We start from the raw sequence: 24,286 nt of genomic DNA, 5'->3' as shown, positions 1-24,286 counted from the left end.
CGGAGCCGCGGGCGTCCGGCCCCGTCCACGTCCGTCCGCGTCTGTCCGAGGGGACGATACGATAAGGAAGTTATGAACGATTACGGCATGAGCGGCGACGACCTCGAGCAGATGTACCAGGAGGTCATCCTCGAGGCCGCGAAGAACCCGCATGGCAAGGAGCATTTCGCGGCGGACCTCACCAAGGAGGGGACCGGCGCCCAGTCGTCCGGCGACACGGTGGTGCGCGCCAGCCACGAATACTGCACGCCCGGCGAATCCCACCAGTTCAACCCGACCTGCGGCGACGAGGCGACCGTGCACGTGGAGGTCTCCGACAAGGAGCCGCACACCATCGAACGCGTCGTGTGGGACGGCCAGGGTTGCTCCATCTCCCAGGCCAGCCTGTCCGTCATGGTCGATCTGGTCGGCGGCAAGACCGTGGACGAGGCCATGGAGCTCGAGCACACGTTCCACAAGCTCATGGAATCGCGCGGCAAGGGCCTCGGCGACGACGAGCTCGAGGAGTCGCTCGGCGACGGCATCGTCTTCCAGGGCGTGTCCAAGTACCCGATGCGCATCAAATGCGCGCTCCTCGCCTGGGAGGGTCTCAAGGACTCCGTCGCCAAGGCGCTGGCCGCCAAGCAGTGACCCGACGTCCGATTCCCGTATGCGCGTCGCCCAGGGCGAAAAGCCGTGGGCGACGCGTACAGTGGATACGACCCGACGATTTTGGAGTGAACTATGAGCGATAATCTCGTGCCCGAACCCCAGCCCAGCGTGTTCGACGCGGTGAACGGCGTGCTGCAGGACGAGGAGGCGTCCCGTCGCGTGATGGCCAACCCGGCCCTCGCCAAGGGATTCCCGAACGGCCGTCCCGCCGAACCGGCCTCCGACGACGACATGTGCGCATGCGGACGCCACAAGAAGAGCGAATGCGGTCACGGCGACGATGCGGAATCGGATGACAGCCACATCCCGCTGAAGTTCGTCGACGACATCGGCCGCGCCACCGCGGAGGACGTGCGCGAGGCGCTGCACCAGGTCATCGACCCGGAGCTCGGCATCGACGTCATCGACCTGGGACTCGTCTACGGTATCGAGATCGACGATCTCGGCCGCGCGATCATCACGATGACGCTCACCACGCCCGCCTGCCCGCTGACCGACCTCATCGAGGACGAATGCGCGAGCACGCTCGCCGGCCTCGTCGAGGAGTTCCGCATCGACTGGACGAGGCAGCCGCGCTGGACGATGGACAAGATCACGCCGGAGGGACGCGAGCAGCTCGCCGCCCTCGGCTTCAACTTCGACAATCTGCCGAAGTACTGATCCGATGCCGATCCAATCGGAAACGGCTGAGGATACGAGAAGGCCCCGAACCGGATGAACGGTTCGGGGCCTTTTTCGCGTCCTCGGGAATCCGTCAGTCGTCGACGACGGTGCCCTTCGGCACGACGGTGATGCCTTCGGGCGTGACGGTGAAGCCACGGGCGAGATCATGCTCGGTGTCGATGCCGACCGTCGAGTTCTCGGTGAGCACGACGTTCTTGTCGAGGATGGCCTTGTACACGCGCGCGCGACGGTTCACGACGACGCCGTCGAACAGCACGGAGTCCACGACCTGCGCCCACGAGTGGATGCGCACGTTCGGCGACAGCACGGAATGGTGCACCTCGCCGCCGGAGACGATCACGCCGGGGGAGACGATCGAATCGGTCGCGTGGCCGAGGCGGTCGCGGCCGGCGTGCACGAACTTGGCCGGCGGCAGGGTGCCGGAGTTCGTGTAGATCGGCCAGGCCTGGTTGTACAGGTTGAACTCGGGCACGTAGGCGATCAGGTCCATGTGCGCGTCGTAGAACTGCTTGATCGTACCCACGTCGCGCCAGTAGGCGTGGTCGGTGGGCGTCGAGCCCGGAATCTCGTTCGAGTTGAAGTCGTACACGCCGGCCTCGCCGCGGGATGCGAAGTACGGGGCGATGTCGCCGCCCATGTCATGCTTCGTGTTCTCGTTCTTCTCGTCCTTGGCGAGCGCGTCGAACAGGGCGTCCGTGTTGGCCACGTAGTTGCCCATGGAGGCGAGGAACGAATTCGGGTCGTCCGGAAGGCCCGCGCAGGTGTCCGGCTTCTCCAGGAAGCTCTTGATCTGGTTCGGGTGGTTCGGATCGACGTCGATCACGCCGAACTGGTTGGACTGCTCGATCGGCTGGCGGATGCCGGCCACGGTGAACTCCGCGCCGGATTCGATGTGCTGCTCGACCATCTGGCCGAAGTCCATGCGGTAGACGTGGTCGGCGCCGACGATCACGACGATGTCCGGCTGGACGTCCTCGATGATGTTGATGGTCTGGTAGATGGCGTCCGCGGAGCCGAGGTACCAGTGCTTGCCGAGACGCTGCTGCGCGGGGACCGGGGAGACGTAGTTGCCGAGCAGCGAGGAGAAGCGCCACATCTGGGAGATGTGACGGTCAAGGGAGTGGGACTTGTACTGGGTGAGCACGACGATGTGGCGGTAGTCGGAGTTCACCAGGTTGGACAGCGGGAAGTCGATGAGGCGGAACACGCCGCCGAACGGAACGGCCGGCTTCGCGCGGTCGCGAGTCAACGGCATCAGTCGGGTGCCCTCGCCGCCCGCCAACACTATCGACAGAATCTTCTGCTTGTTTTTGGCCATTGTCGTGTTGCTCCTCTCAACAACCAACAGCGCCTTTCGGCGCCGCGCTCGGGTTTGGTCCGGGCTTCCTCGCTCCGAACTCACAATGACAATGATTGCACAAAAACCGCGACACGCCCGAATCGTGTCCAGCGCGTCGCGTCAGCGCATGCGCGTGGCGTAGAAGGCGACCGCGCTGGAGGCGGCCACGTTGAGCGAGTCGACGTCGTGGCTCATCGGGATCTTCACCGTCAGGTCGGCGCGGGCGATGGTGTGGCGCGACAATCCGTCGCCTTCGGTGCCGAAGATGAGCGCGAGACGGTCGATGCGGTCGGGGTCGCCGTCGTCGGCGTGGAGACGTCGCGTGAGCTCGTCCAGGCTGATCGAATCGTCCTCCAGCGCCATCGCGACGGTGGTGAAGCCGAGCGACTTCAGCTCGTCGATGCCCTGGAACGGCCAGTAGCGCTTGTCCTCGCCTCCGATGCGCGTCCACGGGATCTGGAAGACGGTGCCCATCGACACGCGCGCCGCGCGACGGTACAGGGGATCGCCGCAGGAGGGGGTGACGAGCACGGCGTCCACGTCGAGCGCTGCCGCGGAGCGCATCAGCGCGCCGACGTTCGTATGGTCGACGATGTTCTCCATCACGGCCACGCGGCGTGCGTCGCGGCAGACATCGGCGACGGACGGCAGCGGCCAGCGGCGCATCGCCGCGAGCGCGCCCCGGTGCAGGCGATAGCCGGTGAGCCGCCGCAGCTGTTCGGGGGAGGCGACGTAGACGGGGACGTCCGCGCCCCAGCGCGCGTCGATGGCGTCGAACGTGGCGGCCATGCCCTCGATCCACGGCTCCTCGACGAGCAGGGAGATGGGTTCACGGCCCGCCGCCAGCGCCCGGTCGATCACCTTCGGGGATTCGGCGATGAACAGGCCCTTGGCCGGCTCGAGACGATTGCGCAGCTGGATCTCCGTCAGGTTGACGTAGGCGGACACACGTTCGTCGTCGATGGATTCCAGATGGACGAAGCGCATGGCGGTGCCTCCTGTGGTGAGTGTGATGGGCCGTATCGCGGGGACACGGGGCTGATATACATGCAGATACGAGAAAACCCCTTGTTTCCAAGGGGTTTTCGATGGTGCCCGAGACGGGACTTGAACCCGTACGCCCGTTAAAAAATAGGCACTAGCACCTCAAGCTAGCGCGTCTACCATTCCGCCACCCGGGCAGGTGCGTTGTCGCTGTGAAGCAACGAGTGATTACAATACACGGTTTCCGGGCTTGTGCAATCGTCGGCGTGTCGCAATGATGCTGATAGCCTTGTGGTCATGACGAAAGCCCTGTTCCTCTTGGATTCCGACCATGACGACGTCCCCGTGAACTCGGACGAGCTCAACGCCGGGTGGAAGCTCACGCTGCCCGCGCAGGTCAGACGGCACGCGGTGCAGTCGATGCGCCTCAAGGCCGGCGACGAGCTCCAGCTGTCCGACGGCCGGGGGCTGCGCGTCACCGCGGTGCTCGACGATCCGGACGACGGCGTCGCCGAGGTGCGCGAATTCGTGCGCGAACCCGCGCCCGTGACCCGCCTCGCGCTCGTGCAGGCCCTCGCGAAGAACGGGCATGACGAGCAGGCCATCGACATGGCCACGCAGATCGGCGTCGACGAGGTGATCCCCTGGCAGGCGGACCGTTCCATCGCCAAATGGAAGGCCGGCCGCACCGACCGCAAGTGGAGGACCACGCTGGACGCGGCCACCGAGCAGTCCCGTCGCGCGTGGCGGCCCGGATTGGGGGAATGCGTCTCCTCGAAGCAGATCGTCGCCATGTGCCTGCGCGCCAACGTGCACGGCGACCTGGTCATCGTGCTCCACCAGGACGCCACCGACACATGGGCGTCGGTGGAGGGGCTCGTGTCCGGACTCATGGACCGCTGCCTGAAGGACGCCAAGGCCCGCACCGTCTACGTGGTGGTCGGCCCCGAAGGCGGCATCAGCGAGGATGAGGTCGCCGCGTTCACCGAGGCCGGCGCGCACAGCGTCGTGCTCGGCTCGAACATCCTCAGGGCGTCCGCCGCCGGCCCCGTGGCGCTGTCCCTGCTCAGCCGCGCCCTGGGACGGTTCGCGTAGGGCGGGCGTCCGTCGGGGCGTATGGAAGGCGGGTGACGGGACGCGCTAAGCTGGGTGCGGAAACCATGGCCGTGCGTCCCGACACCGCGCGGCCCGCATGAAGGAGCAACCATGAGCGCATCGGACGACTGCCTGTTCTGCAAGATCATCGCCGGGGACATCCCCAGCGCCAAGGTCTACGAGGACGACACCACATACGCCTTCAAGGACATCAACCCCAAGGCCAAGGTCCACGTGCTGGTCGTGCCGAAGAAGCATTACGCGAACGTCGCCGAACTCGCCGCCGCCGACCCCGCCGAGCTCGCGCACATCGTCGAAGTCGCCCAGCACATCGCCGACGACGCCTTCCATGGCGCGTTCCGCCTCGTGTTCAACACCGGGCTCGACGCCGGCCAGACCGTCTTCCACGTGCACGCGCACGTGATGACGGGCGAGAAGCTCGACGAGTAGCGGAACCGGCCCGCGCCGGCGGCGGCCGGACGGGCGGAACCCCCACCTTCCAACGAACGCTCCATATTCCAGGAAAGGAATCCGTGGCGACCACAACACGCACCATCACCATCCCCACCCAGCTCGACCCGGTGGCCGTGCTCGGTCCCGTGGACGAGGTGATCCGCGAGATAGAGAAGGCGTTCCCCGATCTGACGATCATCGTGCGCGGCAACCGCGTGGCCATCGTCTCGCGATCCAAGCAGACCGAGACCGACGCGTCGAAGGCCGAGGAACTCATCAACACGATCATCGAAGCCGCCCACACGGCGCCCATGGACGCCGACACCGTGCGGCGCATGATCGACCAGGACGTGCTCGACAACCGCACGCGCGCCACGCACCCCGGCCACGGCCGCGAGATCGAGACGCTGCAGCGCGTCGAAGCCGCGTCGACGAAGAACCGCCGCGACGGGGGCGGACGGCGCAGGCCCGCGGTGCCCGGCGTCATCACCTACGCGAACGGCAACCCGGTACGCGCCAAGACCCCCGGACAGGCCGCCTACGTGGCCGCCATCGAATCGCACACCATCACGTTCGGCATCGGCCCGGCCGGCACCGGCAAGACCTACCTCGCCGTCGCCAAGGCGGTGCGGGCCTTCCAGGACCGTCAGGTGCGCCGCATCATCCTCACGCGCCCGGCCGTCGAGGCGGGGGAGAGCCTCGGCTTCCTGCCCGGCACCCTCAACGACAAGGTCGACCCGTACCTGCGCCCCCTGTACGACGCGCTCGGCGACATGCTCGGCGCCGACCAGCTCAGACGGCTCATGGACGACAACACCATCGAGGTGGCGCCGCTCGCCTACATGCGCGGACGCACCCTCAACGACGCCTACGTCATCCTCGACGAGGCGCAGAACACCACCGAACAGCAGATGAAGATGTTCCTCACCCGCCTCGGCTTCAACACGAAGATGGTCATCACCGGCGACATCACGCAGGTCGACCTCACCGTGCCGCGTTCGGGTCTCGCCACCATCGAACGCATCCTCGGCGGCATCAAGGACATCGCGTTCGTGCACCTGAAAGCCGAGGACGTGGTACGCCACCGCCTCGTCGGCCAGATCGTCGAAGCCTACAACCGCCACGAGGGACTGGACGGCGACCACCGGCGCATCTCGCGGGCGAAAGGCTCGAAAGACACGAAGGCCATGACCGCCGAAGCCGCGGACGGCGCGACGGACGAACGAAAGGACACCGACACCGATGAGCGTTGACGTCTCCAACGAGACCGTATGGACCATCGACCCGAAACTCTTCTCCGACCTCGGCGTATGGGTCCTCGACCAGATGCGCGTGAGCACCCAGTCCGACCTGACGATCCTGTTCGTCGACCCGGAACCCATCGCCGAGATGCACGAGCACTGGATGAACCTCGAAGGACCCACCGACGTGATGAGCTTCCCGATGGACGAGCTGCGCCCCGGCGACGGCAAGACCGTGATGGAAGGCGTGCTCGGCGACATCGTCATTTGCCCATGGGTCGCCGCCCAGCAGGCCGCCGCCGCCGGACACGGCGTGCTCCAGGAGATGATGCTCCTGACCATCCACGGCATCCTCCACCTGCTCGGCTACGACCACGTGAACCCGCAGCAGGAACGCCAGATGTTCGGCCTGCAACGCCAGCTGCTGCTCACGTTCATCGCCGTGCGCCACGACCTCGGCGCTCCCGTCGCGCTGCCCGCCGGCAGCGAGGACGCGCTCGCCGCCTACGACGCGCAGCACGGTTCCGGCCGCCAGATCACCCACTGACCGCCGACCGCCGACACAAAAGGAAACACGACACCGATGGAGTATTCCCAACAGACCCTGATCGCGGTCACCGCCGCGCTCGTCATCGTCGCCGCGCTGATGGTGTGGCTGTCCCTGTCCCTCGCCGCCGCCGAAGGCGCGGTCGGCAGGGTCACGCGCGCCAGCCTCAACAACCTCGTGCTGGAGGCGCAGACCGACGGCGAGCTCACCCAGTTCAGCCGCATGAAGCGCGTCGACCGCATCCACCGCGTGCAGCGGCTCATCGCCGACCGGTACGTGACCGCCGGCGCGTGCGCGTTCTTCCGCATCGCCAGCAACGTGCTCGTCGGCGTGCTCGTCGCCATCGTCGCCGGGCTGTGGGACGCCCGCGTGTGGCTCGCGCTCGTCATCGGGGCCGTCGTCGCCATCGTCGTCGCCGTGGTCAGCGTGTTCGTCCGTCCGCGCGAGACCGGCGCGATCAAGCCAGCCGACATCATGATCGAACACTCCCGTCTCGTCGCCGCGGCCGTCCGCCTCACGCCGTTCCTGCGCCTCGGCGCGGCGCGCGAGGGGCGTCGCCGCGCGCAGGAGCTGTCCGACGACGAGGAACTGGAGAAGATCCAGCAGGAGCAGGGGCGCGCCACCATCGACCGTCTCGTCGAATCGAACGACTTCGACCCCGAGGTCTCCGAGATGCTGCGCAACGTGCTCACCCTGTCCGACACGCTGACCCGTGAGATCATGGTGCCGCGCACCGACATGATCTGCATCGAGAGGGACGCGACGCTCGAGGCGATGCTCAAGCTGTGTTCGCGTTCCGGCTTCTCCCGCGTGCCTGTCATCGGCGACGACGTGGACGACCTCATCGGCGTCGCCTACCTCAAGGACGCCGTGCGCGCCACCGCGTTCAACCAGGCGGCGCTCGGCCGTGCGGTCGAATCCATCGTGCGCGACCCGATGCTCGTGCCCGAATCCAAGCCGGTCGACGACCTGTTCCACCAGATGCAGCGCTCCCGGCAGCACGTCGCCGTCGTCGTCGACGAATACGGCGGCATCGCCGGACTCGTCACCATCGAGGACGCCATCGAGCAGATCGTCGGCGAACTCGAGGACGAGCACGACCGCACGCAGCGCGAGGAGCCGGAGCGGATCGGCGACCGCAAATGGCGGATGCCGGCGCGTACGCCCATCGCCGATCTGGAGGAGATCTTCGAGATCGACATCGACGAGGACGACGTCGACACCGTCTACGGACTGCTCACCAAACTGCTCGGCCGCGTGCCGATCGTCGGCGCCTCCGCCGTGACCCGCGGCCTGAAGCTCACCGCCGTCGATTCCGCCGGCCGACGCAAGAAGGTGTCCACCATCGTGGTGGAGCCCGCCCACGTCGAGGGGCGCGAGGAAGATGGCAACGCCGGAGACGGCGAGCGGCAGGCCGGGGCGTCCGAGGACGACGCCGACGGCGGGGCCGCGGACACGAAGACCCAAGCCAAGGAGTGACATGACCGAAACCGCCGTATCGACGAACGAGAACACGACCGCGGACGACGGCGCGGACCGCCGCGAGGCGCAGCCGTACCGTTCCGGATTCGTGGCGGTCGTGGGCAGGCCGAACGTCGGCAAATCCACGCTCATCAACGCGCTCATCGGCAAGCGCATCGCCATCACGTCGTCCCGTCCGGAGACCACGCGCAAGGCGATCCGCGGCATTCTCACCACAGAGAACGCGCAGCTCGTGCTCGTCGACACGCCCGGCATCCACCGTCCGCGCACGCTGCTCGGCCAGCGGCTCAACGACATCGTCGACGAAAGCCTGTCCGACGTGGACGAGGTGGCGTTCCTGCTGCCCGCCGACCAGGAGATCGGCCCCGGCGACAAGCGCATCCTGTCCCGTCTGCGTTCCGACTTCGCCGTGAAGCGCGACGACGGCACGTTCGCATGGAAGGTGCCGCTGATCGCCGTCGTCACCAAGATCGACGAACTCTCGCGCGAACAGCTCGTCGCCAAGCTCATCGAGATCGACGGGTTCGCCGACTTCGCGGACATCGTGCCGGTGAGCGCCCTCGGACACGACAACGTCGACGAGGTGCGCAAGGTGCTCATCGAGCACACGCCGGAAGGCCCGCAGATGTACCCGGAGGAGCAGATCAGCGAGGAACGCCCCGAGGACACCATCGCCGAGCTCATCCGCGGCGCGTTCCTCGAACAGCTGGACGATGAGCTGCCGCATTCGCTGGCGGTCGTCGTCGACTCCATCGACTATCCGGAGGACAACGAGACCGGCGAGGCCTACGACGGCAAGGCGGACGTGCGTGTGTCCATCTACGTGGAGCGCGACTCGCAGAAGCCGATCATCATCGGCAAGGGCGCGAGGAACCTGACCGCCGTGAAGAAGAAGCTGCGCACCCCCGTCAACCGCATCGTCGGCCAGAAGGCGCGCCTCGACCTGCACGTCAAGGTCGCCAAGAGCTGGCAGTCCGATCCCAAGCAATTGGAGCGTCTCGGCTTCTAGCCGTTCTATCGCGCGATGAAGGCCCGCTTCCCATCAGGGGGAGCGGGCCTTCATCGTATCCGGATGTTGGTGCGGGGAACGTCGGGAACGTCACAGGCCGGCGTCGGCCATGGTGATGTAGCCGGGGTCGATGAGCGTGGCCTTGAGGTTCGAGGCGCTGACGGCCAGCGGCTCCTCCTCCACGACGTTCGTCTTCTTCAACGCGCCGGGGACCTTCTTCCTCGACACGTAGGCGAGCTTGCCGAGCGATTCGCCCCGGTTGAGCCTCACCGTGACCTCGGCCGTGTCGGCCGCCAGGGCGACGCGGTTCTCCAATCCGGTCATCCACTGCTTGCCGTTCACCACCTGGGGAAGGGTGTCCACGTAGCCGCCGAAGCCGGTGACGATCGGCCAGTGTCGGTTCACTTCGCTGGTCCCGGCCTGCGCGGGAGTGTCGGAGCCGTCCGCTTCGTCGCCTTGGCCGCCGTCCGTATCGTCTTCGGGGGCCTTCGCCGGATCGGGCACGCCGCCGCGCTGCAGGTCCTTGCGGCCGGCGATGTTGCCGACGATGCCTGAGATGGTGATCTGCGGGTTGACGTCCGCCGCCGAACCGGTGTATCCGAGCGCGTCGAGTTCGTCGGTCACCGCGGAGGCGACGTAGTCGTTCATCGCGATGACGCCGTCGATGCGCGTGAACGAGGTGCCGTCGGCGGTCTTCTTCGTCGGCAGACGCTTGTCGACCTCCGCCGTGATGTGCTTCTCATCGGTGGCGTCGACGGTCACGTCGTCCCAATCGGAATCCGATGTGTCCTTGGTGAGCAGGCCGGAGGGCGAATACGCCTTGCCCTGCGTGAAATACGGTTGCAGCACCTGCCACATGCCGGCGAACGCCTCGCGCGCGAACGCGTCGTCATCGACGGCGTCGGTCGCCTCGTCGCCGTCCTTCGCGTTCGCGGAGTAGGGGATGAACACCTCGACGGCCTTCGGGTTGTCCTTGCTGGCCTTGGCCAGGTCGAGCTTCGTGACGAGCTTCTGCGCCTGCATGCGGCCGATCTGCTCGGCCGTGGAGAACCGCACGAACGCGTCCGGCGTGATGTCATCCACCCCGTTGGCGAGCAGCACGACGTGCATGCCGGAATCCTGCGCGAGTTGGAGCGCGGAGGCGAGACGGGAGTATGCGTCGTCCTGCGTTTGGTCGTCCGTGGACGTATCCGTGGCGGTATCCGTCTTGTCCGTCGTATCCGTGTCCGCCGAATCGGACCGCGACGCGTCGGAGGAGGACTCGGACTGCGGCTGCGTGACGTAGTCGCCGTATTGGCGTGTCGAGGAATCCACGTCGACGGCGGGGGCGACGATCAGCGTCGTGCGCTTCGCCTCCGCCTTGCCGGACTTGGACGCGTCCGCGGCGGTCATATGGTCCACGACCCAATCCTGCACGTCACGGCTCTGCGTGTCGAGGTCGGAGGAGGTCTTCGTCTCGATCGACTTCTTCGCCATGCCGGCGTCGACGAGTTTGGCGGTGATCTCGGGCGTCAGCTTCGCCCACTTGTTGAGCGGCGTGCGCTGGGAGATGGTGATGCCGTCCGACGGCGTGAAGATGACGGCGCTGCCGGCGGACGTCTTCGACGTGGTCGCGGTGCCGCCGGAGGATGTGGCGCCATTCGTCGGACCGTCCTGCGCGGCGCCGCACGCCGCGCAGGACGCGAGCATGGCGAATCCCGCCGCCATGGCGATCAGTCGTGCCGCGGGATTGCTGCTGCGAAGTGCCATGGGACGGGATTCCTTTCGATCGGCGGGCTGTGCACTGCCGTCGATTGTAGTAGCATCCCCGCGGATACGCCGCTGGGGGAGCCGCGCGTGCCGCCGTCAGTCGGCGAGCGCCCTGGCGAGGTTCTCGTCGAGCGCGTCCATGAAGCCCTCGGTGTCGAGCCACGGCTCGTCGGGGCCGATGAGCATGGCGAGGTCCTTGGTCATCTGGCCGCCTTCGACGGTGGAGACGATGACCTTCTCGAGCGTCTCGGCGAAGTGGCGGACCTCGGGGGTGCCGTCGAGGTCGGCGCGGTGCTTGAGGCCGCCGGTCCAGGCGAAGATCGAGGCGATCGGGTTCGTGGAGGTCTTCTCGCCCTTGAGCCAGCGGCGGTAGTGGCGGGTGACGGTGCCGTGGGCGGCCTCGGCCTCGACGGTCTGCCCGTCGGGGGTCATGAGCACGGAGGTCATGAGGCCGAGGGAGCCGAAGCCCTGGGCGACGGAGTCGGACTGCACGTCGCCGTCGTAGTTCTTGCAGGCCCAGATGTAGCCGCCGTGCCACTTGAGGGAGCTGGCGACCATGTCGTCGATGAGGCGGTGCTCGTAGGTGAGGCCCTCCGCCTCGAAGCGTTCCTTGTATTCGGTCTCGTAGATCTCGGCGAAGATGTCCTTGAACTGGCCGTCGTACGCCTTGAGGATCGTGTTCTTCGTGGACAGGTACACGGGGTAGTGGCGCATGAGGCCGTAGTTGAAGCAGGCGCGCGCGAAGCCGCGGATCGAATCGTTGACGTTGTACTGCACCTGGGCGACGCCGCCGTCGGGGCCGTAGTCGTAGACCACGTGCTGGATCGGCTCGGAGCCGTCCTCCGGCGTGAAGGTCACGGTGAGGCGTCCGGCGCCCGGCACCTTGAAGTCGGTGGCCTTGTACTGGTCGCCGAAGGCGTGGCGGGCGACGACGATCGGCTTGGTCCAGCCGGGCACGAGGCGCGGCACGTTGCTCATCACGATCGGCTCGCGGAAGATGGTGCCGCCGAGGATGTTGCGGATCGTGCCGTTGGGGGACTTCCACATCTTCTTCAGGCCGAATTCCTTGACGCGCGCCTCGTCGGGGGTGATCGTCGCGCATTTGACGCCCACGTGCTCGCGCTGGATGGCGTGCGCCGCGTCGATGGTGACCTGGTCGTCGGTGGCGTCGCGGTTCTCGATGCCCAGATCGTAGTAGTCGAGATCCACGTCGAGGTACGGCAGGATGAGACGGTTCTTGATGTCCTTCCAGATGACGTGCGTCATCTCGTCGCCGTCGAGCTCGACGACCTTGCCTTCGACCTTGATTCTGGCCATGCTTCCTCCTGACAGTTCGGTTGAGACATTGCCATTCCTAGCGCAGGAATGTAACGCCGCATGCGGGCGTTCGATTATGTGAGATGGCGGGCGGTATGCCGCGCGCCGCCGTCCCGCGCGCGCATTAGTCTCGGAGGCATGTCTCAGGAAATTGAAATCGGTTTGGGCAAGAAGGGCCGCATGGCCTATTCGCTGGACGACGTCTCGATCGTCCCCTCCCGCAGGACGCGCGACCCGCAGGACGTCTCCACGTCCTGGCAGGTCGACGCCTACGAGTTCGACGTGCCGGTCATCGGCGCCCCGATGGACTCGGTGACGAGCCCGGCCACCGCGATCGCGATGGGCAAGCTCGGCGCGCTCGGCGTGCTCGACCTCGAGGGTCTGTGGACCCGCTACGACGATCCGGAACCGTATCTGAAGGAGATCGCGGACCTGCCGGCCGAGAGCGCGACCCGCCGCATCCAGGAGATCTACGCGGAGCCGATCAAGCCGGAGCTCATCACGAAGCGTCTGCACGAGATCCGCGACGCCGGCGTCACCGTGGCCGGCGCGCTCTCCCCGCAGCGCACCCAGCAGTTCTACTCGACCGTGGTCGAGGCGGGCGTCGACCTGTTCGTGATCCGCGGCACCGCCGTGTCCGCCGAGCACGTGTCGCAGGACCACGAGCCGCTCAACCTCAAGCAGTTCATCTACGATCTGGACGTCCCGGTCATCGTCGGCGGCGCCGCCAACTACACGGCGGCCCTGCACCTGATGCGCACGGGCGCGGCCGGCGTGCTCGTCGGCTTCGGCGGCGGCGCCGTGTCCGCCACGCGCCAGACGATCGGCGTCGAGGCGCCGATGGCGACCGCCATCGCCGACGTGGCCGAGGCCCGTCGCGACTACATGGACGAGTCGGGCGGCCGCTACGTGCAGCTCATCGCCGACGGCGGCATGGGCGACTCCGGCAGCTTCGTCAAGGCGCTCGCCCTCGGCGCCGACGCGGTCATGCTCGGCGCGCCGCTCGCCCGCGCCACCGAGGCGCCGGGCCGCGGCAAGCACTGGGGCGCCGAGGCTCGCCACCAGACGCTGCCGCGCGGCTTCCGCACCGACGTCGGCACGGTCGCGCCGCTCGAGCAGATTCTGTTCGGGCCGAGCCACACGGCCGACGGCACCACGAACTTCGTCGGCGCGCTGCGCCGCGCGATGGCGTCCACCGGATACGTGGACGTGAAGAACTTCCAGCGTTGCGGCGTGGTCGTCACGCCGTACGCCGGCCGCCGCTGAGACGGCGGCGCACGGGCGCGGCGAGGGAGCTCCCCGCCGCGTCCGTGCGCGCTTGTCCACCGTGTCGTCCACGGTGATGCACCAAGGTCCCGCGCCTGTTGACGCGGGACCTTTCGCATGATGTGATGGCCCCACGTCCGGCCCGCCGCCGGTCCGGACGCGAGACATCGGACGAAGGAGCCCATCATGCAGCCGCAGCAGTACGTCATCTTCCCGTCAGCCGGATTCTCGTATGGCCGTACGCCTCCCGTCTACGAGGGCGTCGTCCACGTCGAACTGTCGCCGGAACCCGTCCCGTACCGCGTCGTCGCGGTCGTCGACGACGCGATGAGCGACGAGCAGATGCACGCGATGGCCGTGTCCGGCTGCCGGGTCGCATGCCTGGCGGCCGACGTGATGCGGGGCAGCCTGTCCTCGTCGATACTGCGACGCGCCGTCGAACCGTCATGCGTGGGCAAGCTGGAGACGATGGCGTACATGATGGACGGCAGGATGCGCGCCGACGACGCGTACCGGGCGCGCATGCGCTACCTGCCGGTGGTGCCTCTCTCGCTCAGCGGCATGCTGGTGAGCGCCACCGCGCTCGAATTCGCCGTGCACCTGTCCGTCGGAGGGGAGTCCTACTGGTCGAACCTCAGATTCGAGGTCCGCGGGTCGCGGTGGATGTGCACCGTCGCCGACATCGGATAGCGACGGTCCCGGATCCTCGCGCGGACGTGCGGCCGCGCCGGCACGGCTGATACCGGACCGGGTATAGTCTGGTGTCCATGTTGCGTGAGTATATTTCCGACCCCGAGTATGTGACCAACGACGGCGACACGATCTTCTCGCTGCTCGCCGCCCGCGCCGAGAGCGCTCCCGATGACGAGATCGCCGAATACCAGGACGACGACCGGCGCTGGCATTCGGTGAAGGCCTCCGAGATGCTGGAACGCGTGCGCGCCGTGGCGAAGGGGCTGCTCGGGCTGGGCGTGCGTCCCGGCACCATGGTCGCCATCTACTCGGCCACCTGCTACGAGTGGGGCGTGACGGACTTCGCCTGCGCGGCCATCGGCGCGGTCAGCGTGCCGATCTACGAGACCGACTCGGAACGCCAGGCCGCCTCGATCATCGAGGACACCGCGCCGCTGATCGCCTTCGCCGGCGACCAGGCGCATGCACAGACCCTCGAACAGGTGCGCGACGAGGTCAAGAGCCTCGAATACGTGTTCAACTTCAAGGCGAAGGGACTCGACGCGGTCGCCGACTTCGGCGCGAACGTCCCCGACGAGGAGCTCGACGAGGCCATCGCACGCGTGAAGGCCGACGACATGACGACCATCGTCTACACGTCCGGCTCCACCGGCAAGCCGAAGGGCGCGATGCTGTCCAACCGCAACTTCACGCACATCGTGAAGAACGGCTACATCATCCTCGAGGACATGCTCTACAACCCGAACCGCCTGCTGCTGTTCCTTCCGCTGGCGCACTGCTTCGCCCGCTACATCCAGTACGTGGCCATCGGCGGCCACGGCGTCGTCGGCTACATCCCCGGGGCCAAACACCTGCTCGCCGACCTGCGCTCGTTCAAGCCCACCTACCTGCTCGGCGTGCCCCGAGTGTTCGAGAAGGTGTACAACGCCGCCTCGCAGAAGGCCGGCAACGGCATCGCCGGACGCGTGTTCGCCGCCGCCTACCGACACTTCGTCCAGTGGTCGAAGGACACGCAGGCGGGCAAGGCCCATTCGCCGATCGCCCGCATCCAGCACTCGTTCTACATGGGCACGGTGGGCAAGTCGGTGCGTTCCGCCCTCGGCCCCAACCTCGCGTGGCTGGCGTGCGGCGGCGCCCCGCTCAACCCGGACCTCGCGCACTTCTTCAACGGCATGGATGGCATCACGTTCATCCAGGGCTACGGCATGACCGAGACCGCGGCCCCGATGCTCGTCAACTGGCAGGATGCCAACAAGGTCGGTTCCGTCGGCAAGCCCGGCCCCGGCATGGGCGTCAAGCAGGGCGAGGGCGACGAGCTGCTGCTCACCGGCCCGAACGTGTTCCTCGGCTACTACAAGCAGCCCGAGCTCACCGCCGAGACGAAGACCGCCGACGGGTGGATCCGCACCGGCGACCTCGGCACGATCGACGACGACGGCTTCGTGTACATCACGGGACGCAAGAAGGACATCATCATCACCGCCGGCGGCAAGAACGTGAGCCCTGCGCCCATGGAGGAGACCATCGCCACCTGTCCGATCGTCGACCATGCGGTCGTCGTCGGCGACGGCAAGCCGTTCATCTCCGCGCTCATCGAGCTCGACCCGGAGATGACCCGCTCCTGGCTCGCCTCCCAGGGCCTCGACCAGGACGCGCCGATGGCCGAGATCGCGGCGAACGATGCGGTGCGCGCGTTCGTCCAGCAGTACGTCGACAAGGCCAACGCGAACGTCTCGCGCGCCGAATCGGTGCGCAAGTTCGCCATCCTCGACGAGGAGTTCAGCCAGGAGGCGGGCACGCTGACGCCGAGCATGAAGGTCGTGCGTCCGAAGGTGCTCAAGCGCTACGAGGACGTGATCGAGCACGAGATCTACACGCCCCGCAACCCCGGCAAGCCGCTGCCCGCCACCGTGCGCATCCTCGACAAGACCACCGAATCGGTCAAGCGCACCGCGGAGACCGTCAAGCAGGCGTCCGAGACCGTCAACACGAAGACGCTGCGCTCCGCCTACGAGCAGGCCAGGGAGAACGTGTCTGATTCGCTTGCTACCGTGTCCGAGAAGATCAAGCGCCAGCCTGACGGCGCGGACGGGAACGACGACGCCGCTTCCCCCGCCGACCAGGCCGACGGCCGCAACGCCACCGACACCACCGACAACGAGGAGAACTAGCCTTGGCAATCCGTGAGATCCGCATCGTCCCCGACCCCGTGCTGCGCACTCCCTGCGACGAGATCCGCGAGATCACGCCCGCCGTGCGCCGACTGGTCGACGATCTGCTCGAGACCGTCGACGATCCGGGGCGCGCGGGCTTGTCCGCCAACCAGATCGGTGTGAGCCTCAGGGCCTTCTCCTACAACATCGACGGCAAGATCGGCTACATCCTCAACCCGGTGCTCGAGGAGACGCGCGGCGAACAGTACGGCGACGAGGGCTGCCTGTCCGTGCCCGGACTGTGGTACAAGACACGTCGCGCCGACTACGCCCGCGTGCGCGGCATCGACCTCGACGGCAAGGAGATCGTGCTGGAGGGGACCGGGCTCATGGGACGCATGCTCCAGCACGAGACCGACCACCTCGACGGCCACGTCTACCTCGACCGTCTGGAGAAGGAGGAGCGTCGCGCGGCGCTGAAGTACATGCGCGAACACCAGAAGTGAGCCGTGTCCCGCGGGAACGCGGGACGGACGGACATGGAAAAGGCGGCCCGCCGGCGACGATGCGTCGGCGGGCCGCCTTTTCCATGAGGTGTGTTATCTTTGTGCATCGTGCGCCAACCGGCGAGGAGCGGAGTCGCAGCCGTTCCGGACCACCCAATATCGTCAACCGGCGCGCGACGAATTCGCGTCATGTCCGCGACGGCCTGTGTCGGTCGGCCCGAACCCGTGGAGACACGGTCTGGGCTGCACGCAGGTGCGCATGACCAGGCAATAACCGACAAGAAAGGTAGCATCACCATGGCTCAGATCACGATGAGCGAAATGCTGAAGGCAGGTTTGCACTTCGGCCACCAGACCCGTCGTTGGAACCCGAAGATGAAGCAGTTCATCCTCACCCAGCGCAACGGCATCCACATCATCAACCTGTTCAAGTCGCTCGAGATGATCGACAAGGCGTACGACTTCATCAAGACCACCGTCGCCCACAACGGCACCGTGCTCTTCGTCGGCACCAAGAAGCAGGCCCAGGAGGCCATCTCCACCCAGGCCACCCGCGTGAACATGCCGTACGTCTCCGAGCGCTGGCTCGGCGGCATGCTGACCAACTTCCAGACCGTCTCCAAGCGCGTCAACCGCCTCAAGGAGCTCGAGGAGATGGACTTCTCCGACGTGCACGGCTCCGGCCTGACCAAGAAGGAGCTGCTGCTCCTCGAGCGCGAGAAGGACAAGCTGGAGAAGCAGCTCGGCGGCATCCGCAACATGGGCCGCACCCCGTCCGCGATGTTCGTCGTCGACATCAACAAGGAGGCGCTGGCCGTCGAGGAGGCCCACAAGCTGGGCATCCCGGTCGTCGCCATCGTCGACACCAACACCGACCCGGAGTCCGTCGACTACCCGATTCCGGCCAACGACGACGCCATCCGCGGCATCGAGCTGCTGACCAGCCTCATGGCCGACGCCGTCGCCGACGGCCTGCTGGAGCGTTCCGGCAAGGCCGCCAAGGAGGAGGGCGCCTCCGAGCAGCCGATGGCCGCTTGGGAGAAGGAGCTCCTGGAGAACCAGGACGCCACCGCCGCCCCGGCCGCCGAAGGCGAAGCCAAGGCCGAGTGAATCCCCGCTTAAGGATTCGCCGAGCGTGAACCGCGAAGGTTCACCTACCGCTAGGATGGGAGGTGCAACGATGATTGCACCTCCTGTCATAGGGGAACGCAATCGATTTTCATCCCAAGGAGACAAGTTTCATGGCAGCAATTACCGCCGCTCTGATCAAGCAGGTTCGTGAGGACACCGGCGCCGGCATGCTCGACGTCAAGAAGGCCCTGACCGAGGCCGAGGGCGACGTCGCCCGCGCCAAGGAGATCATCCGCGCCAAGGGCATCGCCGCGGCCGGCAAGCGCGAAGGCCGCAAGGCCCAGGAAGGCACCATCGCCTCCAAGGTCGTCGCGGGCGCCGAAGGCGAGACCGGCTACGCGGTCGAGCTGAACTCCGAGACCGACTTCGTGGCCAAGACCCCGAAGTTCGTCGAGTTCGCCGACACCATCCTCGGCTACGCCGTGGCCGCCGACGCGGACAACGCCGACGAGCTGCTGGCCGCCAAGGCCGGCGACGAGACCGTCAAGGAGGCCATCGAGGAGGCCGCCGCCCTGTTCGGCGAGCACGTCAAGGTCGGCCAGTTCGCGAAGATCTCCGGCGAGCACGTCGAGATCTACGCCCACAAGAAGTCCGCCGAGATGCCGCCGAGCATCGTCGCGATGATCGCCACCGACAAGGCCGGCGCCGCCGTCGCGCACGAGGCCGCGCTGCAGATCTCCGCGATGGGTGCCAAGTGGCTGACCCGCGAGGACGTCCCGGCCGACGTGGTCGAGTCCGAGCGCCGCGTCGCCACCGAGAAGTCCCTCGCCGAGGGCAAGCCGGAGAAGATCGTCCCGAAGATCGTCGAGGGCCGTCTCAACGCCTTCTTCAAGGAGGTCGTCCTCCTCGAGCAGCCGTTCGTCAAGGATCCGTCCAAGACCGTCGGCAAGCTCTTCGAAGAGGTCGGCGGCAAGGCCCTGGCCTTCGCCCGTGTCGAGGTCGGCAAGGGCGAGGAGGCCTGAGGCCCCCTCCCGTCGGATTCCGTCGGATCGGCCGCTACGGTCCGCTGACGGTCATGCGACACGCTGAATGACGGCGGCCGCGCATCCTGGGTGATGCGCGGCCGCTATCGTATTCCCGGAAAGTCCGCGGAACCGAAGGAACCGGAAGGAACGAGGGGGAACCGATATGGATGCCGACGAGAAACGTCATGGATACGTGCCCGCGACGCGCGCGACCGCCGTGGGGCTGCTCGCCATCGCGGTGTGGAGCCTCATGACCGGGCTGGTGCGCGTCGTCGCCGAATCGTTCGGAGCCACGCTCGGCTCGGCGCTCATCTACACGAGCGGCGCCATGCTGCTGCTCGTCTTCCATCGCCCCGCGCCGCTCCGCGACTATCCTAGACGCTACCTGGTCGTCGGGGGAGCGCTCTTCGTGTTCTACGAATCCTCCATCTCCCTGTCCATCGGATTGGCGTCCACCGCCGAGCAGTCCGTCGAGGTGAGTCTCGTCAACTACCTGTGGCCCACGCTCATGGTGCTGCTCGCCGCCGCCATCGGCCGACCGCGACGCAGGGGAGCGGTGCGGCGGGCGCTGCCGGGTGCCGTCGTCGCCACCGCGGGCGTGGCGCTGGCCGTCGGCGGCAACGGCGGGTTGCGTCCCGAAGCGGCGATCGGACATATCATGTCTGATCCGCTGCCGTACCTGCTCGCCTTCCTCGGCGCGTTCGCATGGTCCCTCTACGCGGTGATCACCCCCGCCATGTCCGGCGGGCTGGACGGCACATCGGTCTTCTTCCCCGGGGTCGCGGCCTCCCTGTGGATCATCCACCTCGCATCGGGTGAGGGATTGCCGGCATCGATGCCGGGGCCGCTCGACTGGCTCGCCGTCATCGCCTGCGCCGCCGTCATCGGCGGCGGATACGCGTTCTGGGGGTACGGCATCCTGCACGGGAGCCTCAGGACGCTCGCCGTTGCCTCATACGCGACGCCCGTGCTGTCGGTCGCCGCAAGCTCGCTCATCCTCGGCCTGTCATTGTCCCTGCCGTTCTGGTGCGGCGCGTTGCTCGTCGTCGCCGGTTCGGCGCTCAACCTGATCGCGGAACGGCTGGGCGGCGGACGGTGAACCCCGCGCACCGCCCCCTCGGGACGCTCCCGGCGCATCGCTACACGGTGAGGCCGCACGGTGTCGGGAACGGCGGATAACCTGTCAGATGGTAATTTTCGTGGATGCGCCGCGCGGCGTCGATCCGCCGCACGGCGCATCCGAGAACGAAAGGGTGTAACAGTATGACTGGCAACGAGGCGAAAGACAAGCCGCGCAGGGTGCTGCTCAAGCTGTCCGGCGAGGCGTTCGGCGGCGGCAGGGTCGGCATCGACACCAAGGTGATCCGGCGCATCGCCGAGGAGATCGTCCCCGCGGTCCAGCAGGGCGTGCAGGTCGCCATCGTGACCGGCGGCGGCAACTTCTTCCGCGGCGCCGAACTGCAGCAGGCCGGCATCGACCGCTCTCGCGGCGACTACATGGGCATGCTCGGCACCGTGATGAACTGCCTCGCGCTCCAGGACTTCCTCGAGCAGGAGGGCCAGGCCACCCGTGTGCAGACTGCCATCACCATGGGCCAGGTCGCCGAGCCGTACATCCCGCTCAAGGCCATCCGCCATCTGGAGAAGGGTCGCGTGGTCATCTTCGGCGCCGGCGCGGGCATGCCGTACTTCTCCACCGACACCGTCTCCATCCAGCGTTCGCTGGAGATCCACTGCGACGAGGTCCTGATGGGCAAGAACGGCGTCGACGGCGTGTACACCGCCGACCCGCGCAAGCACGCGGACGCCAAGCGCTTCGAGACCCTGAGCTACAACCGCGCCCTGGTCGACAACCTCGCCGTGATGGACGCCTCCGCCCTGTCCATGGCGCGCGACAACAGGAAGCTCATCCGCGTCTTCGGCCTCGAGGAGCCGGGCAACGTGACCCGCGCCCTGCTCGGCGAGGACATCGGCACGCTTGTGTCCACCGCCGAATCGCGCGTGGCGGAATAGCCCGGAACCACGCCGAGACCCTACAATCGGTAGGGAAGCAAACCGTAAACGAACCGTTCGCAGACGAACAGCAAGGAGCACAACATGGCAAACGTCGTCGAGCAGGCCAAGGAGCAGATGGCCAAGACCGTCGAGAACACCAAGGAGAACTTCGCGGGCATCCGCACCGGCCGTGCCAACCCGGCCCTCCTCAATGGCATCGTGGTCGACTACTACGGCGCCCCCACGCCGATCAAGGCCGTCGCCTCCATCGGCGTGCCGGAGCCGCGCACCCTTTCCGTCACCCCGTTCGACGCCTCCCAGGCGGGCGCCGTCGAGAAGGCGATCCGCAACTCCGACCTCGGCGTCAGCCCGAACCGCGACGGCAACGTGATTCGCATCACGATGCCGGAGCTCACCGAGGAACGCCGCAAGGAGTACGTCAAGCTCGCCAAGGCGAAGGCCGAGGACGGCAAGGTCGCGGTGCGCAACATCCGCCGCAAGACCAAGGAAGGCATCGACAAGTCCGTCAAGGACGGCGACATGGGCGAGGACGAGGGCGATCGTCTCCTCAAGGACCTCGACAAGGTCACCAAGTCCGTCACCGACGAGATCGACACCCTGCTGGAGACCAAGCAGAAGGAGATCATGGAGGTCTGAGCCTCCGCACGCCGTTATGGAACGCAACGAACAACTCCACGAAGAGGCCGAAGTCGCACTCGACGAGATCAACAAGAAGACCGGCCGGAACATGCCCCAGGCGGTAGGCACCGCCGTCGTCCTGATCGCCGTCATCCTCGCCGCGATGCTGCTCAGCATCGACCTGTTCGTGGCGTTGATCGTCGTGTTCATGATCCTCGCCCTGTGGGAGCTGCGCGTCGACTTCGCGACCGTCGGGCTGCACATCCCGTTCGTCATGCTGTGCGCGTGCTCGGCGGCGACCCTGTTCGCCACCTACTACGCGCCGCTGCACGTCGTCGCGATGGCGCTGTGCGCGATGGCGTCGATCATGCTCGTCTCCATGACCGCCACCGCCAAGCTGAGCTTCGGCAACCGCCTGTCGCTCGCCGTGGCGGACAAGCTCTCCAACACGGAGGCGGGCGCGCGCCTCGAATCCTCGTTCAACCATGAGGGCGGCGAACAGCACCACTCCCGGCTGAGCCACGTGTCCGTGTCGGTGCTCACCGTGCTGTACATCCCCGTGCTCGCCGCGTGCATCGTCATGCCGCTGACCTTCCACGGGCATCCGGTCGCCCACGCGATTATGCTCGTGTTCCTGCCCGCCCTGTCCGACACCGGCGGCCTGTTCGCCGGCGCATGGCTCGGCAAGCACAAGCTCTCCCCGCGCATCTCGCCGAAGAAGAGCTGGGAGGGACTCGCCGGATCGGTGCTGTTCGCCATGGCGGGCGCGTTCGCCGTCCTGTTCTGCACGTACACGCCGGACGTGTGGGCCGCCATGTGGTGGGTGCCCGTGCTCGAAGGCGTGCTCGTCGGCGTGGTCGGCACGTTCGGCGACCTGTGCGCCTCGATGATCAAGCGAGATCTCGGCATCAAGGACATGGGCCACCTGCTCAAGGGCCACGGCGGCGTGATGGACCGCGTCGACTCCATCCTCATGGCGGCGCCGTTCACCTGCATCCTCCTGTGGTTCACCGGCCTGTGACGCCGTGACGCCGATGACCAGCGGCCGGTGAGGAACCGGACGATCCCCGGGCCGGACAGTCGTGACGATTGTCCGGCCCGTTCCGCGTTTTCGCGGGAGAACCGCGACGAACGACGAACGATGACACGTGATGAACCGTGACGAAAGGAAGCCACCCATGGCCGACCAGAACCCCATCATCGACGGGGACGCCCCCGAGACCGGCATCACGCCGGGAGGCACCACCGGCGCGTTCCGCGACGTGCTGTCCAAGGACCATGCGCGCCGCGGCAAGCCGCCGTTGCACTTCGCCGACATGACGCCCGAACAGCGCGTCGAGACCGCGAAGGGGCTCGGCATGCCGAAGTTCCGCGTCAAGCAGCTCGCCAACCACTACTACGGGCGCTTCGACGTGAACGCCGCCGAATTCACCGACTTCCCGGCCGCCAAACGCGACGAGGCGGCGGCCGCGTTCTTCCCCGAACTCATCCACGAGGTCACCCGCCAGGTGGCGGACGACGGCGCCACCATCAAGACGCTGTGGCGCCTGTTCGACGGCTCCCACATCGAATCGGTGCTCATGCGCTATCCGACGCGCACCACGCTGTGCATCTCCTCCCAGGTCGGCTGCGGCATGGGATGCCCGTTCTGCGCCACCGGCAAGCTCGGACTCACCCGCAACATGTCCGCCGGGGAGATCCTCGAACAGGTGCGCGTCGCCGCGCGCATGATGCGCGACGGCGAGGTCGCCGGAGGCCCCGGGCGCCTGAGCAACATCGTGTTCATGGGCATGGGCGAGCCGATGGGCAACTACCGTTCCGTCCTGTCCGCCGTGCGCCAGATCTCCGCCATGCCGCCCGAGGGCTTCGGCATCTCCGCGCGCAGCATCACCGTCTCCACGGTGGGCGTCGTGCCCGGCATCAGGAAGCTCGCCGCCGAAGGCATCCCGGTGCGTCTCGCCGTCTCCCTGCACGCGCCGAGCGACGAGCTGCGCGACGAGCTCGTGCCGATGAACAAGCGTTTCGACACTACGCAGGTGCTCGACGCCGCGCACGACTACTGGCTGGCCTCCAAGCGCCGCGTCAGCATCGAATACGCGCTGATGCGCGGCATCAACGACCAGGCCGAGCATGCGCGTCTGCTCGCCAAGCGTCTCAACCATTACGGCGACGACTGGGCGCATGTGAACCCGATCCCGCTCAACCCGATCGAAGGCTCCCGCTGGACCGCCTCCAAGCCGGAGGACGAGGCGCGGTTCCTCGAGATCCTGCACGACGCGGGCATCACCGCCACCCTGCGCGACACCCGTGGCCAGGACATCGACGGCGCCTGCGGGCAGCTCGCCGCCAAGACCCGGGAGGCGTTCGAGCGCGCGAAGTGAGACGCC

The 24,286-nt window shown here is 67.1% G+C and carries 23 protein-coding genes and 1 tRNA gene; 19 read left to right on the top strand and 5 right to left on the bottom strand.

Features of this window, described 5'->3' with window-relative positions:
• Positions 1-72 precede the first annotated feature (72 nt).
• Together sufU and AC1AYN_RS04110 are read left to right on the top strand one after the other, a co-directional pair.
• Positions 73-630 carry a Fe-S cluster assembly sulfur transfer protein SufU gene (gene sufU / locus AC1AYN_RS04115; protein WP_476532248.1) on the top strand — a complete coding sequence of 186 codons (558 nt, stop codon included), beginning with the start codon at positions 73-75 and terminating at the stop codon, positions 628-630.
• A 93-nt stretch (positions 631-723) separates the two neighbouring features.
• On the top strand, positions 724-1,311 hold the full coding sequence (locus tag AC1AYN_RS04110; RefSeq protein WP_476532246.1) for a metal-sulfur cluster assembly factor: 588 nt from the start codon (positions 724-726) through the stop codon (positions 1,309-1,311).
• A gap of 94 nt (positions 1,312-1,405) precedes the next feature.
• Here AC1AYN_RS04110 and glgC read toward each other — a convergent pair whose 3' ends face one another.
• The 3 genes from glgC to AC1AYN_RS04095 all read right to left on the bottom strand — a co-directional run bounded on the left by glgC (position 1,406) and on the right by AC1AYN_RS04095 (position 3,855).
• Positions 1,406-2,653 carry a glucose-1-phosphate adenylyltransferase gene (gene glgC, locus AC1AYN_RS04105; protein ID WP_476501610.1) on the bottom strand — a complete coding sequence of 416 codons (1,248 nt, stop codon included), beginning with the start codon at positions 2,651-2,653 and terminating at the stop codon, positions 1,406-1,408.
• 141 nt (positions 2,654-2,794) lie between these two features.
• On the bottom strand, positions 2,795-3,661 hold the full coding sequence (locus AC1AYN_RS04100) for a TrmH family RNA methyltransferase (RefSeq protein ID WP_476532244.1): 867 nt from the start codon (positions 3,659-3,661) through the stop codon (positions 2,795-2,797).
• Between the two features lie 102 nt (positions 3,662-3,763).
• Positions 3,764-3,855, bottom strand: a tRNA-Leu gene (locus tag AC1AYN_RS04095).
• Positions 3,856-3,955: 100 nt separating this feature from the next.
• On the opposite strand from AC1AYN_RS04095, the gene AC1AYN_RS04090 reads away from it, so the two are divergent.
• The 6 genes from AC1AYN_RS04090 (at position 3,956) to era (ending at position 9,485) form a co-directional block, all read left to right on the top strand.
• Complete coding sequence (locus AC1AYN_RS04090) at positions 3,956-4,753, top strand: 16S rRNA (uracil(1498)-N(3))-methyltransferase (RefSeq protein WP_476502013.1); 798 nt, start codon at positions 3,956-3,958, stop codon at positions 4,751-4,753.
• A gap of 111 nt (positions 4,754-4,864) precedes the next feature.
• Entirely contained in the window at positions 4,865-5,203 is a 339-nt protein-coding gene (locus tag AC1AYN_RS04085; protein ID WP_034528096.1) for a histidine triad nucleotide-binding protein, read from the top strand.
• A gap of 83 nt (positions 5,204-5,286) precedes the next feature.
• Positions 5,287-6,459 (top strand): PhoH family protein, encoded by a 1,173-nt coding sequence (locus AC1AYN_RS04080; RefSeq protein WP_476532242.1) that lies wholly within the window; start codon positions 5,287-5,289, stop codon positions 6,457-6,459.
• A complete protein-coding gene (ybeY, locus tag AC1AYN_RS04075; RefSeq protein ID WP_476501614.1) occupies positions 6,449-6,994 on the top strand; it encodes an rRNA maturation RNase YbeY in 546 nt (181 codons plus the stop codon). Before AC1AYN_RS04080 ends, ybeY begins: the two co-directional genes overlap by 11 nt.
• 36 nt (positions 6,995-7,030) lie before the next feature.
• Positions 7,031-8,473 carry a hemolysin family protein gene (locus AC1AYN_RS04070; RefSeq protein ID WP_476501615.1) on the top strand — a complete coding sequence of 481 codons (1,443 nt, stop codon included), beginning with the start codon at positions 7,031-7,033 and terminating at the stop codon, positions 8,471-8,473.
• 1 nt (position 8,474) lies between these two features.
• Complete coding sequence (era, locus tag AC1AYN_RS04065) at positions 8,475-9,485, top strand: GTPase Era (protein WP_476501616.1); 1,011 nt, start codon at positions 8,475-8,477, stop codon at positions 9,483-9,485.
• A 90-nt stretch (positions 9,486-9,575) separates the two neighbouring features.
• Here the strand turns inward: era and AC1AYN_RS04060 are convergent, their stop codons facing one another.
• Positions 9,576-11,234, bottom strand: a complete 1,659-nt coding sequence (locus AC1AYN_RS04060) for a substrate-binding domain-containing protein (protein WP_476532240.1) — start codon at positions 11,232-11,234, stop codon at positions 9,576-9,578.
• Positions 11,235-11,330: 96 nt separating this feature from the next.
• On the bottom strand, positions 11,331-12,551 hold the full coding sequence (locus tag AC1AYN_RS04055; RefSeq protein WP_476532238.1) for an NADP-dependent isocitrate dehydrogenase: 1,221 nt from the start codon (positions 12,549-12,551) through the stop codon (positions 11,331-11,333).
• Between the two features lie 138 nt (positions 12,552-12,689).
• Between AC1AYN_RS04055 and AC1AYN_RS04050 the strand changes: the two genes are divergently transcribed.
• From AC1AYN_RS04050 to rlmN, 11 genes are all read left to right on the top strand, one after another.
• Positions 12,690-13,817, top strand: a complete 1,128-nt coding sequence (locus AC1AYN_RS04050) for a GuaB3 family IMP dehydrogenase-related protein (protein ID WP_476501619.1) — start codon at positions 12,690-12,692, stop codon at positions 13,815-13,817.
• 186 nt (positions 13,818-14,003) lie between these two features.
• Positions 14,004-14,507 (top strand): Rv3235 family protein, encoded by a 504-nt coding sequence (locus tag AC1AYN_RS04045; protein WP_476532236.1) that lies wholly within the window; start codon positions 14,004-14,006, stop codon positions 14,505-14,507.
• Between the two features lie 77 nt (positions 14,508-14,584).
• Complete coding sequence (locus AC1AYN_RS04040; protein WP_476532234.1) at positions 14,585-16,681, top strand: AMP-dependent synthetase/ligase; 2,097 nt, start codon at positions 14,585-14,587, stop codon at positions 16,679-16,681.
• A gap of 2 nt (positions 16,682-16,683) precedes the next feature.
• Positions 16,684-17,169 (top strand): peptide deformylase, encoded by a 486-nt coding sequence (def, locus tag AC1AYN_RS04035; protein WP_034528113.1) that lies wholly within the window; start codon positions 16,684-16,686, stop codon positions 17,167-17,169.
• A 297-nt stretch (positions 17,170-17,466) separates the two neighbouring features.
• A complete protein-coding gene (gene rpsB, locus AC1AYN_RS04030; RefSeq protein WP_476501623.1) occupies positions 17,467-18,279 on the top strand; it encodes a 30S ribosomal protein S2 in 813 nt (270 codons plus the stop codon).
• 131 nt (positions 18,280-18,410) lie between these two features.
• On the top strand, positions 18,411-19,262 hold the full coding sequence (gene tsf, locus AC1AYN_RS04025) for a translation elongation factor Ts (protein WP_476501624.1): 852 nt from the start codon (positions 18,411-18,413) through the stop codon (positions 19,260-19,262).
• A gap of 166 nt (positions 19,263-19,428) precedes the next feature.
• Positions 19,429-20,364, top strand: coding sequence for an aromatic amino acid DMT transporter YddG (gene yddG, locus AC1AYN_RS04020; protein WP_476532232.1), 936 nt, complete (start codon positions 19,429-19,431; stop codon positions 20,362-20,364).
• A gap of 164 nt (positions 20,365-20,528) precedes the next feature.
• Entirely contained in the window at positions 20,529-21,278 is a 750-nt protein-coding gene (pyrH, locus tag AC1AYN_RS04015) for a UMP kinase (RefSeq protein ID WP_476501626.1), read from the top strand.
• 84 nt (positions 21,279-21,362) lie between these two features.
• Complete coding sequence (gene frr / locus AC1AYN_RS04010) at positions 21,363-21,917, top strand: ribosome recycling factor (RefSeq protein WP_476501627.1); 555 nt, start codon at positions 21,363-21,365, stop codon at positions 21,915-21,917.
• A 16-nt stretch (positions 21,918-21,933) separates the two neighbouring features.
• Positions 21,934-22,920 (top strand): phosphatidate cytidylyltransferase, encoded by a 987-nt coding sequence (locus tag AC1AYN_RS04005; RefSeq protein ID WP_476501628.1) that lies wholly within the window; start codon positions 21,934-21,936, stop codon positions 22,918-22,920.
• Positions 22,921-23,077: 157 nt separating this feature from the next.
• Entirely contained in the window at positions 23,078-24,280 is a 1,203-nt protein-coding gene (gene rlmN / locus AC1AYN_RS04000) for a dual-specificity RNA methyltransferase RlmN (RefSeq protein ID WP_476501629.1), read from the top strand.
• Positions 24,281-24,286 lie beyond the last annotated feature (6 nt).

The sequence above is a fragment of the Bifidobacterium sp. LH_413 genome, assembly GCF_056357015.1.
The sequence above is the reverse complement of the archived record's forward strand: the minus strand, read 5'-3'. Positions and strand labels throughout refer to the sequence as shown.